Origin of the sequence: Staphylococcus sp. HMSC072B07 (genome assembly GCF_001815505.1) — a bacterium.
Lineage (GTDB): Bacteria > Bacillota > Bacilli > Staphylococcales > Staphylococcaceae > Staphylococcus > Staphylococcus simulans.
Genome location: NZ_KV820913.1, coordinates 68,676 through 84,613 on the forward strand (window position 1 = coordinate 68,676; position 15,938 = coordinate 84,613).

15 protein-coding genes are annotated in these 15,938 nt (G+C 35.4%); 9 read left to right on the forward strand and 6 right to left on the reverse strand.

The genetic code is table 11. From position 1 onward, the window contains the following. Positions 1 to 98 precede the first annotated feature (98 nt). On the forward strand, positions 99 to 1,220 hold the full coding sequence (locus HMPREF3031_RS07125) for an HAD family hydrolase (protein ID WP_002481200.1): 1,122 nt from the start codon (positions 99 to 101) through the stop codon (positions 1,218 to 1,220). A gap of 55 nt (positions 1,221 to 1,275) precedes the next feature. On the opposite strand, the gene serA is transcribed toward HMPREF3031_RS07125, so the two are convergent. From serA to HMPREF3031_RS07140, 3 genes are all read right to left on the reverse strand, one after another. After that, entirely contained in the window at positions 1,276 to 2,868 is a 1,593-nt protein-coding gene (gene serA / locus HMPREF3031_RS07130; protein ID WP_002481199.1) for a phosphoglycerate dehydrogenase, read from the reverse strand. Beyond that, the gene (locus HMPREF3031_RS07135; RefSeq protein ID WP_002481198.1) at positions 2,861 to 4,018 is read right to left on the reverse strand and encodes a pyridoxal-phosphate-dependent aminotransferase family protein; all 1,158 of its coding nucleotides are present in this window, start codon (positions 4,016 to 4,018) and stop codon (positions 2,861 to 2,863) included. Before HMPREF3031_RS07135 ends, serA begins: the two co-directional genes overlap by 8 nt. A gap of 166 nt (positions 4,019 to 4,184) precedes the next feature. Then, entirely contained in the window at positions 4,185 to 4,625 is a 441-nt protein-coding gene (locus HMPREF3031_RS07140; protein WP_002481197.1) for an SACOL1771 family peroxiredoxin, read from the reverse strand. Between the two features lie 66 nt (positions 4,626 to 4,691). Between HMPREF3031_RS07140 and HMPREF3031_RS07145 the strand changes: the two genes are divergently transcribed. Further along, a complete protein-coding gene (locus HMPREF3031_RS07145; protein WP_002481196.1) occupies positions 4,692 to 5,441 on the forward strand; it encodes a glycerophosphodiester phosphodiesterase in 750 nt (249 codons plus the stop codon). A 259-nt stretch (positions 5,442 to 5,700) separates the two neighbouring features. Here the strand turns inward: HMPREF3031_RS07145 and HMPREF3031_RS07150 are convergent, their stop codons facing one another. The 3 genes from HMPREF3031_RS07150 to HMPREF3031_RS07160 all read right to left on the reverse strand — a co-directional run bounded on the left by HMPREF3031_RS07150 (position 5,701) and on the right by HMPREF3031_RS07160 (position 7,631). After that, positions 5,701 to 6,165, reverse strand: coding sequence for a hypothetical protein (locus tag HMPREF3031_RS07150; protein ID WP_002481195.1), 465 nt, complete (start codon positions 6,163 to 6,165; stop codon positions 5,701 to 5,703). A gap of 141 nt (positions 6,166 to 6,306) precedes the next feature. Beyond that, positions 6,307 to 6,912 (reverse strand): 30S ribosomal protein S4, encoded by a 606-nt coding sequence (gene rpsD / locus HMPREF3031_RS07155; RefSeq protein ID WP_002481194.1) that lies wholly within the window; start codon positions 6,910 to 6,912, stop codon positions 6,307 to 6,309. Positions 6,913 to 7,157: 245 nt separating this feature from the next. Then, positions 7,158 to 7,631: a GAF domain-containing protein gene (locus HMPREF3031_RS07160; protein ID WP_002481193.1), complete on the reverse strand. Its 474-nt coding sequence runs from the start codon at positions 7,629 to 7,631 to the stop codon at positions 7,158 to 7,160. A 171-nt stretch (positions 7,632 to 7,802) separates the two neighbouring features. Between HMPREF3031_RS07160 and ezrA the strand changes: the two genes are divergently transcribed. The 7 genes from ezrA to HMPREF3031_RS07195 all read left to right on the forward strand — a co-directional run bounded on the left by ezrA (position 7,803) and on the right by HMPREF3031_RS07195 (position 15,855). Further along, a complete protein-coding gene (gene ezrA, locus HMPREF3031_RS07165) occupies positions 7,803 to 9,506 on the forward strand; it encodes a septation ring formation regulator EzrA (RefSeq protein WP_002481192.1) in 1,704 nt (567 codons plus the stop codon). 141 nt (positions 9,507 to 9,647) lie between these two features. Then, a complete protein-coding gene (locus HMPREF3031_RS07170; RefSeq protein WP_002481191.1) occupies positions 9,648 to 10,787 on the forward strand; it encodes a cysteine desulfurase family protein in 1,140 nt (379 codons plus the stop codon). Beyond that, a complete protein-coding gene (gene thiI, locus HMPREF3031_RS07175) occupies positions 10,784 to 12,007 on the forward strand; it encodes a tRNA uracil 4-sulfurtransferase ThiI (protein ID WP_002481190.1) in 1,224 nt (407 codons plus the stop codon). Before HMPREF3031_RS07170 ends, thiI begins: the two co-directional genes overlap by 4 nt. Positions 12,008 to 12,037: 30 nt before the next feature. Beyond that, positions 12,038 to 12,811 (forward strand): TSUP family transporter, encoded by a 774-nt coding sequence (locus HMPREF3031_RS07180; RefSeq protein ID WP_002481189.1) that lies wholly within the window; start codon positions 12,038 to 12,040, stop codon positions 12,809 to 12,811. 197 nt (positions 12,812 to 13,008) lie between these two features. Next, a complete protein-coding gene (gene tpx / locus HMPREF3031_RS07185) occupies positions 13,009 to 13,509 on the forward strand; it encodes a thiol peroxidase (RefSeq protein WP_002481188.1) in 501 nt (166 codons plus the stop codon). A gap of 118 nt (positions 13,510 to 13,627) precedes the next feature. Then, the gene (locus tag HMPREF3031_RS07190; protein WP_002481187.1) at positions 13,628 to 14,575 is read left to right on the forward strand and encodes a class I SAM-dependent methyltransferase; all 948 of its coding nucleotides are present in this window, start codon (positions 13,628 to 13,630) and stop codon (positions 14,573 to 14,575) included. Between the two features lie 83 nt (positions 14,576 to 14,658). Next, a complete protein-coding gene (locus tag HMPREF3031_RS07195; protein ID WP_002481186.1) occupies positions 14,659 to 15,855 on the forward strand; it encodes an acetate kinase in 1,197 nt (398 codons plus the stop codon). Positions 15,856 to 15,938: the final 83 nt, after the last annotated feature.

The following is a 15,938-nucleotide window of genomic DNA, read 5'->3' on the forward strand; positions in this document are numbered from 1 at the left end:
GGAGACGCTTTAAGAAGAGTTGTCTCCGTTCTATTGCTTATTTATGTATAACTTTGTATAATATTAATTATTCTGAATTTTCCGAAGTAGGTGGAGAAATGAAAGCAGTATTATTTGATGTTGATGGTGTATTTTTAAGTGAAGAAAGATGTTTTGATGTTTCAGCATTAACGGTATACGAAATGCTGATGAGTCAGCACTTTTTAAAATTAATGCCGACTGTGACATTTAATTCTATTAATGACAGCGAAATCAACTTGATTCGCCAAGTTGTTTTTGATCAAGATAACATTTTAAATGCGATGAAATCTCGTGGTTTGAATTCCAACTGGGATATGTTGTTTATTGTGTTATCCATTCATTTGATAGATTTACTCAAAACGTTATCGAAAGAGGACAGGGAAGCCTTTTTAACAGCACATCCTTTTACAGATGTGACCATTCAAGAAGTAGGAGACTTGGTCGGTCGTCAACAAGTCGACTTTATGAAGCCACTTCACTTTATCGAAAACGCAGAATCAGGTAAAACAAAAATTTACCGTGATTTACGCAACTATGCGGCAGAACAACTTGATACAAAACATACTGAGTTATTTGAAATCCGCAGTCCCTTATGGGAAATTGCACAAGAAGTATTCCAAGAATGGTATTTGGGTCATCGTTTATATCGAAAAGTTGAAGAAAAAATACCGAGAAGCGATTTTAAAACAGGTTATATTTATCATGAAGAAGAATTGGCTGAAGCGGATCAACTCAAAACTTTATTAAGTGACTTAAAAGCAGCTGGCTATACGCTCGCAGTTGCGACAGGTCGACCAAGAACGGAAACGTTAGTGCCATTTGAAGATAAAGGCTTTTTAAAATACTTTGATGAGTCACACATTGTATCAGCGAGTGAAGTGTTAAAGGCAGAAGAAATGTTCCCTGAACTTAAACCATTAGGTAAACCGAACCCGTTTTGTTATGTTGCCGCATATAACGGTAACAATGAAGCGGATTATCAAAATTACGCCGAACAACAAGAACAGGTATTTGCTGGAGAAGAGATATACATAGTCGGTGACTCTCTTGCAGATTTATTCAGTGCACAAAAGACAGGTGCAACGTTTATCGGTACTTTAACCGGTTTAAAAGGTAAAAAAGCAAAAGAAGAATTAGAATCATATCACGCAGATTATATTGTGGATAATGTATTAGATATTCGTTCAATTTTATTGTAATGAAAAACCGGCAAACTTGGATATTATTTCCAGTTTGCCGGTATTTTTGTGATTATTATTTATTTAAGTCTACAAATTGAATAGATTCAAATCCATCGATTTGATGTAATGCAGCGATAACTTCGTCAGAAACAGGCATATCGACTGAGATAATCATCATCGCATTACCGCCTTGTGTAGTACGTCCTAAGTGCATAGAAGCGATGTTGATATCATATTCACCTAAAATTTGTCCTGTGCGTCCTACGATACCTGGACGGTCTTGGTGATGAATGACTAATTGATATTTTTCTGGTTTGAAATCAACAGGGTAGTCATTGATTTGAACGATACGTGGACCATAGCCGTTTAAGACAGTGGCACCGACTGTTACTTTACGATCACGGTTAATCATTGTTAATTCAATATAGTTGTTGAATGAACGTGATTTCGCATCTTTTTCCACATTATAAACAACGTTTTGTTCATTTAATAAGAAGAGGGCATTAACCAAGTTTACACGTTCAGCTAGATCTTGAGATAAAATTCCTTTAGCAATCGTACGTGTTAAAATATTTGTATCTTCTTTAACTAATTCACCGCTGAATTTAATTTTCAATTCACGTGGTGCTTTACCTAATAATTGGATACATACTTTGCCGACCATATCACATAAGTTCAAGTATTCTTGTAACTCATTATCTTCTTCGCCAAAAATCATTTTTGGTGCATTGACCGCATGTCGGACATTACCTGTGTGGAAGAATTCTTCTATTTCATTTGAAACAGAGACGGCCACTTTTTCTTGAGCTTCAACTGTTGAAGCACCTAAGTGCGGTGTTACAACAATTTTATCATGCTTAGTTAAAGGTGAATCAGTTGCAGGTTCATGTTCAAATACGTCAATAGCAGCACGTGCAATTAAACCTTTATCTAAAGCATCAACTAAAGCTTGTTCATCAATAATACCGCCACGTGCAACGTTGATGATTTGTAAATTTGGTTTTGCTTGAGCAAAGAAATCAGCATTGATTAAACCTTTCGTTTTAGGTGTCAGTGGGGTATGGACTGTTACAAAATCAGCACGTTGTGCAATTTCATCAACTGAGGCACGCTCGATATCTAGTTCTTTTGCTTTTTCAGCAGTTAAGTAAGGATCAAATGCGATAATTTTCATACCAAAACTTTTCGCACGTTTAGCGACACCTAGACCAATACGTCCTGTACCGATGATACCAAGTGTTTTATGATACAACTCTGTACCCTTAAATTGAGAACGATTCCATTTACCTTCTTTTAATGATTGGTTGGCTTCAGGTATTTGACGCGCCATCGCAAGTATCATTGCCATTGAATGTTCTGTTGCTGAAATGGTATTACCATCAGGGGCATTAATCACTAATACACCATGCTTTGTAGCTGCATCTCTATCAATATTATCGACACCGACACCTGCACGTGCAATGATTTTTAAATTTTCAGCAGCTTCAATGACTTCAGGTGTTACCTGTGTCTGGCTTCGTATGATTAAACCGTCATATGCTTTAATTTTTTCTATTAGTTCATCAGGAGAAAGTCCTGTATCAATATCTACTTCGAAATCTGGATCGTCTAATAAAGTTTGTAAACCATCTTTAGCGATGGGATCTGATACTAAAATTTTATACATAAGCTTTTACCACCTCTAAATATGCTGTAGTACCTTTGCCGATATATGTTTGATGACGTATTTCTGAAAGTACAATTTCTAATGCGCTGATGCATTGTAAAATGTCGGCAGTATCGATTTGACCTAAATGACCAATACGTAGAATTTGACCTTTTAATTTACCTTGACCGCCAGCAATTGTGATATTGAAACGGTCTAGCAATTCATTTTTAATCGTTGAGACTTCGCTTGGAGAATTTGGCACAAATGCGGTTACAGTTGGTGAAGCAAATTCATCTTTAACAAGTAATGGCAAGTCTAAAGCTTTTAATGCAGCTCTTAAACCATCTCTGATGACGTTATGGCGTTCTATTACGTTTTTAAAGCCTTGTTCTTCAATCCAATCTGCATAGGCAGCGACACCTTTATACAGACTCACATTCGGTGTAAATGGTGTTGAATTTTTTTCAGCAGAAGCAATATATTTATTGAAGTCTAAATAAAAACGAGGTGTTTTAACTTCTGCAAAACGTGCTTTAGCACGATCAGAATAAGCCGCAAATGCCAAGCCTGGTGGTAACATGATTGCTTTTTGACTTCCTGACACTAAGACATCAATGTAGTCACGTTTTAAGTTGACATCTACAGCCCCGACACAGCTTACACCGTCTACTACAAAGTATGTTTCTGGGAAGTTTTTGTGAATCGCTTTACCCAATTCATGAATAGGGTGAAGGACAGAAGTCGATGTTTCACAATATTGACTGTAAACGGCAGTTACAGGTTCTGGTAATGCTTTTAGATATTGAATAAATGCCTCAACGTCTACTGCTGCTCCCCAAGCTACTTCAAAGACATGTACATTTTTAAAATATGTTTGAGCGATTTGTTTATAACGATTACCAAAGGCACCAGAAACAATTACAGCCACATGGTCATTCGGATTTAACAGATTAACCATACTTGCTTCTAAAGCGCTTGTCCCACTGGAAGTAAAGATTAAAACGTCGTTTTCAGCCCCGAATACAGGTTTTAACCCTTTATATGCTTTTTCTGCAATTGCTTCAAATTCTTTTGTGCGATGACCAATCATCGGTTCTTGAATGACACGTTGAATGCGTTCAGGAATCGGAGTTGGTCCAGGTGTCAATAACAATGGATGATGATACATATAGATTTCCCCCTAATGTAAGATTCATTAATCTTACCAAATATTCTGAAAATAATAAAGGCAATTTAAGTATACTTTTACTTAAAATTGATGATTTTATATTAAACTGATATTGTAAGCGTTTTAATATAAAATAACAAGCAACCCAACCAAAGTTGGGTCACTGTTATAGAATGACTGCATCGATTTCAATCTCAACATTACCTCTGATTGAATTAGATATCATGCAGTTATTGTCAGCAATTTTTAAAAGTTTATCTAATCTTTTTTCGAGTGCTTCTTTTTGATCAGCATCAACAGTAATTTTAGGATGATGCGTAATTTTCTCCATTTTGAATTTACCGTTATTGAGAGAAGCGGTCCCGACTGAAGATTGGTTAATAGAAATATCAGTGAAATGCGCACGTTCTAGAGTTGCTGCTAATGAAATGATATAACAAGAAGAGGCAGCAGCAATTAATATTTCATCTGGATTTGTACCTTCGCCAACACCTCCAAGCGAGCTTGGAATAGAAATAGACTCGTTTAAAACATCGCCTTTAACAGTGCCAGTTTCATCTCTGCCGCCGCTCCATTGCGTTGTCACAATAAAATCATGTTCTGCCATATCTCTTTGACCTCCGTTTAAATTATGATAGATTGTTTTTACAATCATATTAAAAGGGTGAATAACATGGAAAAAGTCATTCCGAGTGAGGATTTTCAAATTATTGCACATCGTGGATTTTCATTAGACTATCCAGAAAATACGTTACTGGCTTATAAAGCAGCATTGAACGCTTCAGTAGATATGCTAGAAATTGATGTGCATTTAACTAAAGATCATCAACTCGTTGTTATCCATGATGATAAAATAGATCGAACTTCTAATGGAAGTGGGTATGTTAAAGATTATACGCGAGATGAATTAAAAAGCTATGATTTCGGTTCATGGAAAGATGCGACATTTATAGGCGCAAAGATTATGACATTTAAAGAAGTCGCAAAGTTAGTTGAACCACATGATACGACTTTACTGATTGAGATTAAGAAGCCAAGTAAATATCCAAATATAGAAGAACAATTATTAAAAGAAATAGAAGATGCCCATTTAGATGCAGATAAGGTCATTATCCAATCATTTGATGAAAGAAGTATAGAGAAAATTTCTAAACTTACACGAAAGTATTCTCTTGGTGTGTTGTTAAGTAAGAAAAAATATTTGTTTAAAATGCCGAATTTTAATAAATTAGCTAAATTTTGTGAGTATGCTAATCCTAATTATGAACTCGTTAACCAAAAGTTTATAGAAAGGGCACACTTGCATCACTTAAAAGTATTGCCTTATACAGTCAATGATATCAATGATATTAGAAAACTAATGATTGATGGGGTAGATGGCATCATTACAGATGGCCCAAATCATTATTTTGAATTAGATTGATTAATTAGAATACCACTTGTATAATTAAATTATCTAATTAACAGAAGGGAAGATAAGAGAAGAACGATTGAGAACTCATATCTGTTTTTCTCGAACAACGATGAAATTTAACCTCAAACCCATCCAAAGACTGGATAAAAAAGAGTTATTAAGCTGGGTAATCATCATTATAGGAGTTACTATCTATAGAGTAGTAAAACGAAAAAAAGCCAAAGCGCATCGTGCATAATAAAAGGATGTCTGATTTTACAGGCATCCTTTATTTTTTATTCATTTTTATGTCTGATATATTGAATCGTTCATTAATCATGTTATAAGCCCAAGGCAGATACTTTGTGAAACCATAAAAGAAACCAAATAACGCAAAAATCGCTTCACCATTATCTTGGGTAATTGATAATAAAATCAAAGTACTAACAAATACATACACGTTAACCACTAAAACGATAAACGCAAAACTTTTTATTACGTTATCTACTTCGTCATTTTTAAAATATTGATACGTCATAATAATAGCTGAAAGTACAAAAGAAATCGCAAGGGATAAAGATAATGCAAAGCCGAAGTTGGCTATAAAAGCATCAATGATCACTTTTAATATTGATTTTTCAAAATAACTTTTATCAAAGTATTCAGTAAAACTTGGTAAGAAGATGAAACCAGAAACAAGATAAACACCAGCTAGTATCATAATCAATCTATTATTTTTCAACCAGTTTTTCACGTTGCACATCTCCTTCTATTTAGTAATTATATTATGACGCAAACAACTGAATAATACTAGCGCTTATAAAGGGAAGGGGAAAATTAACATAAAAAAATACTGCACCTTTTGAAAAGATGCAGTATCGAAATCTCGAAATTATTATTTACCTGAGTAGTACTCAACGATAAGTTGTTCGTTGATTTCAGCTGGTAATTCGCTACGTTCTGGAATACGTACGAAAGTACCTGATAATTTTTCTTCGTCGAATTCTAAGTATTCTGGTACGAAGTTGTTGATTTCAACTGATTCAAGGATGATGTCTAGTTTTTGAGATTTTTCTCTAACTGAGATCACTTGACCTGGTTTTAAAGTGTATGATGGGATATCAACGCGACCACCATCTACTTCGATGTGTCCGTGGTTTACTAATTGACGTGCTTGACGACGTGTACGTGCTAAACCTAAAGCATATACAACTGCGTCTAAACGACGAGCAAGTAAACGCATGAAGTTTTCACCGTGAACACCAGATTGTTTACCAGCGATATCGAATGTGTTACGGAATTGTCTTTCAGTGATTCCGTATAAGTAACGTAATTTTTGTTTTTCACGTAATTGAATCGCATATTCTGATAATTTTTTTCTTTGGTTTGGACCATGTTGACCTGGTGCGTAAGGGCGTTTTTCTAACTCTTTACCAGTACCGCTTAAAGAGATACCTAAACGACGAGATTTTTTCCAGTTTGAACCTGTAAATCGAGCCATGTTAAGACTCCTCCTTTTGTTTTTTGTAGTTGTTATGAAAAAACAAAGAAGAGTATTGTATGCTTAATAGGATATATTGTTTTGTGTGTCCTCGCCTCATAGCTCCGGTTACACGGCACGTCCGCGTTGGGAACAACATAGAGCCTATTAATATACAATTGCTACTTTCGTTATTTCACACAAAGAGTATTGTACCATTATGACGAATAAAGTCAAGGGTTTATCTATATTTCCATGCAAAACAATTATTTCACTGTTCGTGCAATTTGTTCTTCGAGAATTTTCATTAATGAGACTAGGCCTTCTTCATCAGTTTGAGTAAAGCGTCCTGTGATCGGTGCATCAATATCTAATAAGCCGATGACTTCACCATCACGATGCAATGGAATGACAATTTCTGATCGGCTACGTGCATCACATGCGATGTGACCAGGGAATTGGTGAACATCTTCTACACGTTGAACGATATCTTTTTCAACAGATGTTCCGCAAACACCACTGCCGACTTGAATAGGTGTACAAGCAGGTCTGCCTTGGAAGGGCCCTAAAATGAGTTGTCCTGCTTCCATTAAATAAAAACCAATCCAATTAATATTATCTAAGTTTTCGTTTAAAAGGGCAGAAGTGTTACTTAGCAAAGTGATTAAATATTTTTCATCTGCATTTAAACCTTTCATTTGTTGTGCAATTGATTGGTAGTTTGTCGTCGTTTGTTTCATAAATAATGACCTCTTTTCTGTCTAGCATTTTCCATATTATAATATGGACTTCTATAAGACTTCAATTTAAGGTGCTTAATCAGCAATTTGTATAAAGAAAATTAATATTTTATTTTAATGAGGCAAGAAATTACGCTATAATGAGAAGTGATTAAATAGGAGGAGAAAACAATGGCACTGTATATCATCTTAGCAATTATAATTATTGCACTTATAATTGTCGGTATCATGTTCTATCTCCGTTCTTCAAAACGTCAAGTGGTCGAAAAAACCGAAGAGCGCAAGATAGAGGTTGAGAAACTAACATTAGACGATCGTCTGAGAGAGTTGGACGATTTAACCCTTGAGGGTGAAACACAACTAGAATATGACCGCTTAAAGCGCGAATCATTAAAAAATACTAATGATAATTTAAGTCCGGTTGAAGAGAAAATTCATAATGCGGAAGAAAACTTTGATAAATTCAAATTTGCTGCAGCACAAGCTGAGTTAGACGATGCAAACGCATTAATGGATCGTTATGAAAGTCAACATGCAAAATTAACTGAAGAAGTTGAAAACATTTTAGCTTTGCATAAAGAAAGTGACCGCTTATTTGAAGAAAGCAAAGTTGCATACCGTGAAATGAAACGTGATGTTTTAGCAAACCGTCATCAATTCGGTGAAGCGGCAGCACCATTAGAAAAAGAAATTGAGTTGTTCGAACCAGAGCTTGTTAAGTATACTGAGTTAAAAGAAGAGGGGAACTACAAACAAGCTTATGAGCATATTAAAACGCTCAATGAAGACATCAATTACTTACAAAAAGATATGCAAGAAATTCCGGAATTAATCCGAGAAGCGCAAAAAGAACTTCCAGGTCAATTCCAAGACTTGAAATATGGTTGCAGAGACTTGAAAGTTGAAGGCTATGATTTAGATCATGTTAAAGTCGACAGTAACTTACAATCAATGAAAACAGAGTTGAGCTTTGTTGAGCCGATGATCAGTCGTTTAGAACTTGAAGAAGCAAACGACAAATTAAACGCTATCAATGATCAACTTGATGAAATGTATGATTTAATCGAGCATGAAGTGAAATCAAAAAATAAAGTAGATGAAACGAAAGAAGTTATCACAAATGACTTGTTCCGTGCGAAAGATACAAATTATACATTACAAACGGAAATTGAATATGTACGTGAAAATTACTATATCAATGAGACAGACATTCAAAATGTACGTCAATTTGAAAATGAAATTCAAAACTTGATTTCAGTTTATGATGAAATTTTAAGAGAAATGTCAAAATCGACAGTACGTTATAGTGAAGTTCAAGACAACTTAGCGTATATCGAAGATCACGTTAAAGTGATTAATGAAAAACAAGAAAAACTTCAAAATCATTTAATTCAATTACGTGAAGATGAAGCTGAAGCAGAAGATAACTTGTTACGTGTGCAAAGTAAGAAAGAAGAAATTTATCGTAAGTTATTAGCTTCTAACTTAACAAGTGTTCCAGAACGCTTCATTATTATGAAAAACGAAATTGACCATGAAGTGCGTGAAATCAACAGTCAGTTTGATGAACGTCCAATCCATGTGAAGCATTTGAAAGATAAAGTTACAAAAGTTGTCTTACAAATGAATAATTTCGAAAATGAAGCAATGGATGTTTTAGTCAATGCAGTTCTTGCTGAAAAATTAATCCAGTATGGTAACCGTTATCGTAAAGATGACAGCAGCATTGATAAGAGCTTGAATGAAGCAGAACGTCTATTTAAAAATAATAGATACAAACGTGCGATTGAAATTGCAGAACAAGCTTTAGATTCAGTAGATCCAGGGATCTCACAACGTATTGAAGATGAAGTTGTTTCACAAAGTCAAATTTAGTACTTTATACAAGAAGGCGAGAGCAGTATTTTGTTCTCGCCTTCTTTTTGCTTATTGAGAATTCATTGATTTGTGGTAAAATATTAAAATTGGAACAAAAGACTCAAAAAGATAGAATTCATTAAGTGGAAGTGACGAAAAGTGATTTATTTAGATAATGCAGCGACTACAAAACCTGCACAAGATGTGTTAGACACCTTTGTTAAAGTCAACCAAGATTTATATTTTAATCCGAATAGTCCACACCAAGCAGGTTTGCAAGCTGAACAATTGTTGAAACAAGCAAAGCTACAAATCAACCAAATTCTGAACTTAGAAGATAGATACGATATTATTTTTACAAGTGGTGCGACAGAATCCAATAATATGGCATTAAAAGGTGCTGCTTATAACCGAAAACCTTATGCTGATGAAATTATTGTTTCTGTTTTAGAACATCCATCAGTGTTAGAAGTGATGCGTCACTTAGAAGAAGAAGGGTTTAAATTACGTTATGTGAATGTGACAAAAGCAGGCACCATTGATTTAGAACACTTAAAATCATTGATGAATCCGAATGTTGGTCTTGTCACATGTATGCACGTTAATAATATTACTGGCCAAATTCAACCGATTGAAGCGATTGCTGAAATACTTGAAGCGTATCCAAAAGCACATTTTCATGTGGATGCTGTGCAAGCTATCGGAAAAACTCCTTTACACTTTAATGGTGTAGACAGTGTTAGTTTTAGCGGTCATAAGTTTAATGGCTTAAAAGGACAGGGATTATTATTAGTACGTAATATTCATAACCTTGAACCTGTGATTCATGGCGGTGGCCAAGAATATGGTTTAAGAAGCGGAACAGTTAATTTACCGGTAGATATTGCGATTGTTAAAGCATTGAAACATGCTGTAAGCGAACAAGAACAACTGAATTCAAGATTGACTGAATGGAATGAAGACTTACGAAACTTCTTTAAAGCGTATCCAGGGGTACATGTGAATTCACCACATCAAAGTGCATCACATATTCTAAATGTTGGCTTTGATGGCGTGAAAGGGGAAGTATTAGTCAATGCTTTCTCAAAACAAGGTATCATGTTATCTACAACAAGTGCATGTTCATCAAAACATAGTCGTTTAAATGAAGTGTTACTAGCGATGGGGATCAGTGAATCAAGAATTGAAGGCAGTATTCGTATTTCTATGGGTGCAATAACGACTGAATCAGACATTGAAGGATTTAAAGAAGCGTTTAAAATTGTTTATGAAGAAATGAAGGAGTTGTTAAAGAAATGATCTATGATCATATTTTAGTGCGTTATGGTGAACTAACGCTTAAAGGTGCGAACCGAAAAATGTTTGTGAACCGTTTACGTTCAAATGTCAAACAGGCTTTAATGCCGCTTCAAGGCTACCATGTTAAAGCAAACCGAGACAGAATGTATATTGAAGTCACACCTGAAGCGGATATCGAAGAAATTATGCGTCGTATTAGCCAAGTATTTGGTGTGAAGTCCATCAGTCCTGTGATGAAGCTTGAAAAAGATTTAGAAGTAGTGAAAAAACAAGCAAGTGAATTTGCGAAAGCCTATGCAGACGGTGATTCATTCAAAATTGATGTAAAACGTGCGGACAAGCAGTTTCCATATGATACGTATCAATTACAACGTATGCTTGGCGGGGCAGTGTTAGAAAACAATGAACAAGTCCATGTAAATGTTAAACAACCAGATCATGTCATTAAAACAGAAGTACGCTTAGATGCAATTTATATTTATGACCGTGTGATTGATGGCGTTGGCGGATTACCAGTTGGTACAGGTGGTAAAACATTATTAATGTTGTCAGGCGGTATTGATTCACCAGTAGCAGGTATGGAAATCATGCGTCGTGGTGTAACAGTAGAAGCCATTCATTTCCATAGTCCGCCATTTACAAGTGAAAAAGCTAAAGAAAAAGTCATTGAACTAACGCGTATCTTAGCTGAACGTGTAGGGCCGATCAAATTGCACATCGTTCCATTTACAGAAGTTCAAAAACAAATTCATAAAGTAGTCCATGAACGCTATACTATGACATCTACAAGAAGAATGATGATGCGCATTGCTGATAAAGTAGTACATCAAATTGGCGCAGATGCGATTGTTAATGGTGAAAACTTAGGACAAGTTGCCAGCCAAACACTTAAAAGTATGTATGCGATTAACCATGTTACTTCAACGCCAGTCTTACGTCCATTATTAACTTTAGATAAAGAAGAAATTGTCATTAAAGCAAAACAATATGGTACGTTTGAAACTTCAATTCAACCATTTGAAGATTGCTGTACAATTTTCACTCCTAAAAACCCAGTTACAGAACCTGATTTTGAAAAAGTAGAACGCTATGAAAGCGTATTTGACTTTAGTGAAATGATTGATCGTGCTGTAGAAGGTATTGAAACTATTGAAGTCACTAAAAACTATCAAAGTCAAAAAGACAAAACAACAGAAGCGTTAATGGAAGATTTATTCTAAGTAATATGTGAGTAAAAAGGGGTAAACATCGTGGAATGGGATTTGACACTGATATTAATCATAATTGTATTTGGATTTTTAGCTGCGTTTATTGATGCAGTAGTTGGTGGCGGTGGTTTAATATCTACACCGGCTCTACTCGCCATAGGTCTCCCGCCAGCAACTGCACTTGGAACAAATAAACTAGCAAGTTCATTTGGTTCTTTAACCAGTGCGATTAAGTTTATACGTTCCGGCAAGGTCGATTTGAAAATTGTAGGCAAGCTCTTCCCATTTGTCTTTTTAGCGGCAGTGGGCGGTGCGAGCTTGGCTTCCTTTTTACCAGCTTCAGTCTTAAAGCCGCTTGTCATAATCATCTTAACGATTGTGATGATTTATACACTCGTGCGTAAAGATTGGGGCAGTATACGAACATATCAAAAGCTTTCAACTAAAAAAGCGATTCTCTTTACAAGTGTATTATTACTCATCGGTTTTTATGACGGCTTTTTAGGTGGAGGCACAGGCTCGTTCATGTTGTTCACTTTACTGATAGTCGGATTTGATTTCTTAAGTGCTGCTGGTAACGCGAAAGTCCTTAATTTCGCTTCAAATATCGGTGCATTATTGCTATTTATGTTGCTAGGCAAAGTCGATTACGGGATCGGTTTGATTATGGCCTTCAGTATGATTGTCGGTTCCTATGCAGGTGCGCAATTTGCACTGAGACAAGGTGTCGGTTATGTCAGAGTATTGTTTGTCATCGTAACGAGTGCATTAATTCTTAAAAATATCTATGATTATATGCAGCAATGGTTTAATTAAAGTAAATTGCGTCTTAAACTGTACGTAGTTTACTTTTTGTTTATGACGATAAATCTTTCAATTCAAGGCATCTTCTACATGAAAAATAGTAAATAGTTCATTCAATCGAAGGATAAATATTGGAGTTGACGTGTTGATATCGGTATAATGGGGTAAAGAAAAAGTACTAACAAAATCTCAGGAGGTTGTTTATTAATATGGTACAAATTACATTCGGCGGAGATCCCGTTTCATTAGTAGGTAATGCAGTAGAAGAAGGGCAAGAAGCACCAGACTTCACAGTAGTAAACAATGATTTAGAAGAAGTTACACTTGCAGATTACGAAGGCAAGAAAAAACTAATCAGTGCAGTACCATCTATTGATACAGGGGTTTGTGATAAACAAACACGTAAATTCAACGAAGAAGCAGCATCAGAAGAAGGTGGCGTAGTGCTTACTATTTCTGAAGACTTACCGTTCGCTCAAAAAAGATGGTGTGCAGCAAGCGGTTTAGACAATGTTATTTTATTAAGTGACTACCAAAAACATTCATTTGGTAAAAACTTTGGCGTATTAATGGACGACTTACAATTATTAGCGCGTTCAGTATTCGTATTAGATAAAAATAACAAAGTTGTTTATAAAGAAATCGTGAATGAAGGAACAGACTTCCCTGATTTCGAATCTGCATTAAAAGCATATAGAGAATTAGACTAAAGTAAAGCAAGTATTTAAAGTAATTTTAAGTTAATAAATTTAGACCAGACTGCTCATAATTAGTGTAAGGATTTTAGATTCATTGATTATGAGCAGTCTTTTTAGGAAGGATTTTAAAATGGCTGAAGAACAAACAATTATGGAACGTTTGTTTCATGAATTAGATACTAAAACAAAAGAACTCAATAAAGAAAATGGTCAAAGTTTTATTGAGAACTTAGGGCTTGCGATGGAACAGATTTATCGTAATGACCGTGACTTATTAGAACAAGCAACACTAGCAGACCGACGTAAAGCTTTCCAATTTGCATATTTAAGCTTGTTGCAAGAACAAGATATTCAGGCAAATCACCAAATTACTCCTGACTCGATCGGCTTGATTCTTGGATTCTTAGTACAACAGTTTACACAAGATAAAAAAGAACTGAACATTGTTGATTTAACCAGCGGCAGTGGTCATTTAAGTGCAACTGTGCATGAAGTGTTAACAGAGCAGACATTAATGCATCATCTTGTTGAAGTGGATCCAGTGTTATCTCGTGTCAGTGTACATCTAGCGAATTTCTTGGAAATTCCTTTTGATGTTTACCCACAAGATGCGATATTGCCTTTACCGTTTGAAGAAGCGGATGTCGTGATTGGAGATTTGCCTGTAGGTTATTATCCAGTAGATGATCGCAGTCATGAAATGAAATTGGGATTTGAAGAAGGACATAGTTATGCGCATTTCTTATTAATTGAACAAGCAATTGAAGCGTTAAGAGGTGCAGGTTTTGCATTTTTAATTGTGCCTAGCAATATTTTTGAAGGTGAACATGTAAAACAGCTCGAAAAATTCATTGCAACAGATACAGAAATGCAAGCATTCTTGAACTTACCGAAAACTTTGTTCAAAACTGAGCAATCTCGCAAATCAATCCTGATTTTACAGAAAAAAGAACGCGAGGTAACGCATGCTGTTGAAGTGTTGTTGGCCAATATACCAGATTTTAAATCTCCGCAACAGTTTCAAGGATTTTTAAAAGAATTGTCAGAATGGCTGCAACAAAATCATCACAAAAAATAAACTGTAATAATCTTGAAATTGAACTGTATTAATGGTTAAATAGATATGGTAAAAGAAAATGTAAATATTGGAGGCATAGTTTTATGTCAAAATTAGTGTTAGCAATTAACGCAGGTAGTTCATCACTGAAATTCCAACTTATAGAAATGCCTGAAGAAAAATTAATAAGTAAAGGTTTAATTGAGCGTATCGGCCTTAAAGGCTCAAAAATCACAGTAGAATTTAATGGTCAAAAGTATACTGATGAAAAAGAAATCAGCGACCATGTAAAAGCTGTTGATTTAATGTTGGATAGCTTAATTAACCACGGTATTATTCGTGACATCAATGACATTGATGGTACAGGACACCGTGTTGTTCATGGTGGGGAATTATTCCCTGAATCTGCGTTAGTTACAGACGAGGTAGAGAAACAAATTGAATCATTGACAGAATTAGCACCACTTCACAATCCAGCAAACTTAATGGGTATTCGTGCATTCCGAAAATTATTGCCGAATATTCCACATGTTGCAGTGTTTGATACATCATTCCATCAAACAATGCCAGAACAAGCATATTTATACAGCTTGCCATTCCATTACTATAAAGACTATGGCATCCGTAAATATGGTTTCCACGGTACAAGCCATAAATATGTATCACAACGTGCTGCTGAAATTTTAAATCGTCCAATTGAGGAATTACGTATTATTTCTTGTCACATCGGTAACGGTGCTTCTATTGCGGCAATCGATGGCGGCGAATCAGTAGATACTTCAATGGGCTTCACGCCATTAGCAGGTGTTACAATGGGTACACGCTCTGGTGATATTGACCCAGCATTAATTCCATATATTATGGAAAAAACAGGTAAAAACGCTGAAGAAGTGTTAGATATCCTAAATAAAGAATCAGGTTTATTAGGTATCTCAGGTACTTCAAGTGACTTACGTGACTTAGAACAAGATGCGGATGAAGGTAAAACACGTGCACAATTAGCACTAGATGTATTTGCTTCACGTATCCACAAATATATTGGTTCTTATACAGCGAAAATGCACGGTGTAGATGTTATTGTCTTCACTGCAGGTGTCGGAGAAAACTCTGACGAAGTGCGTGGCCGTGTATTAGAAGGTTTAGAATTCATGGGTGTTTATTGGGATCCTAAGAAAAACGAACAAATTCATGGTTCAGAAGGATTTATCAACTACCCACATTCACCAGTTAAAGTATTAGTTATTCCAACAAACGAAGAAGTTATGATTGCACGTGATGCAGTTAAATTCGGTAGTTTATAATTGATAAAATTCATCCAGTTAATAGGGGAGATAACCTTATTAACTGGATTTTTTTGGCTCTCTGTCAAATAGGACTGGTGAGC

Bases quoted from the DNA above. Each gene is read 5' to 3' on its own strand.
- HMPREF3031_RS07125 (WP_002481200.1), top strand. From the start codon at position 99: ATGAAAGCAGTATTATTTGATGTTGATGGTGTATTTTTAAGTGAAGAA.
- serA (WP_002481199.1), bottom strand. From the start codon at position 2,868: ATGTATAAAATTTTAGTATCAGATCCCATCGCTAAAGATGGTTTACAA.
- HMPREF3031_RS07135 (WP_002481198.1), bottom strand. From the start codon at position 4,018: ATGTATCATCATCCATTGTTATTGACACCTGGACCAACTCCGATTCCT.
- HMPREF3031_RS07140 (WP_002481197.1), bottom strand. From the start codon at position 4,625: ATGGCAGAACATGATTTTATTGTGACAACGCAATGGAGCGGCGGCAGA.
- HMPREF3031_RS07145 (WP_002481196.1), top strand. From the start codon at position 4,692: ATGGAAAAAGTCATTCCGAGTGAGGATTTTCAAATTATTGCACATCGT.
- rpsD (WP_002481194.1), bottom strand. From the start codon at position 6,912: ATGGCTCGATTTACAGGTTCAAACTGGAAAAAATCTCGTCGTTTAGGT.
- HMPREF3031_RS07160 (WP_002481193.1), bottom strand. From the start codon at position 7,631: ATGAAACAAACGACGACAAACTACCAATCAATTGCACAACAAATGAAA.
- ezrA (WP_002481192.1), top strand. From the start codon at position 7,803: ATGGCACTGTATATCATCTTAGCAATTATAATTATTGCACTTATAATT.
- thiI (WP_002481190.1), top strand. From the start codon at position 10,784: ATGATCTATGATCATATTTTAGTGCGTTATGGTGAACTAACGCTTAAA.
- tpx (WP_002481188.1), top strand. From the start codon at position 13,009: ATGGTACAAATTACATTCGGCGGAGATCCCGTTTCATTAGTAGGTAAT.
- HMPREF3031_RS07190 (WP_002481187.1), top strand. From the start codon at position 13,628: ATGGCTGAAGAACAAACAATTATGGAACGTTTGTTTCATGAATTAGAT.
- HMPREF3031_RS07195 (WP_002481186.1), top strand. From the start codon at position 14,659: ATGTCAAAATTAGTGTTAGCAATTAACGCAGGTAGTTCATCACTGAAA.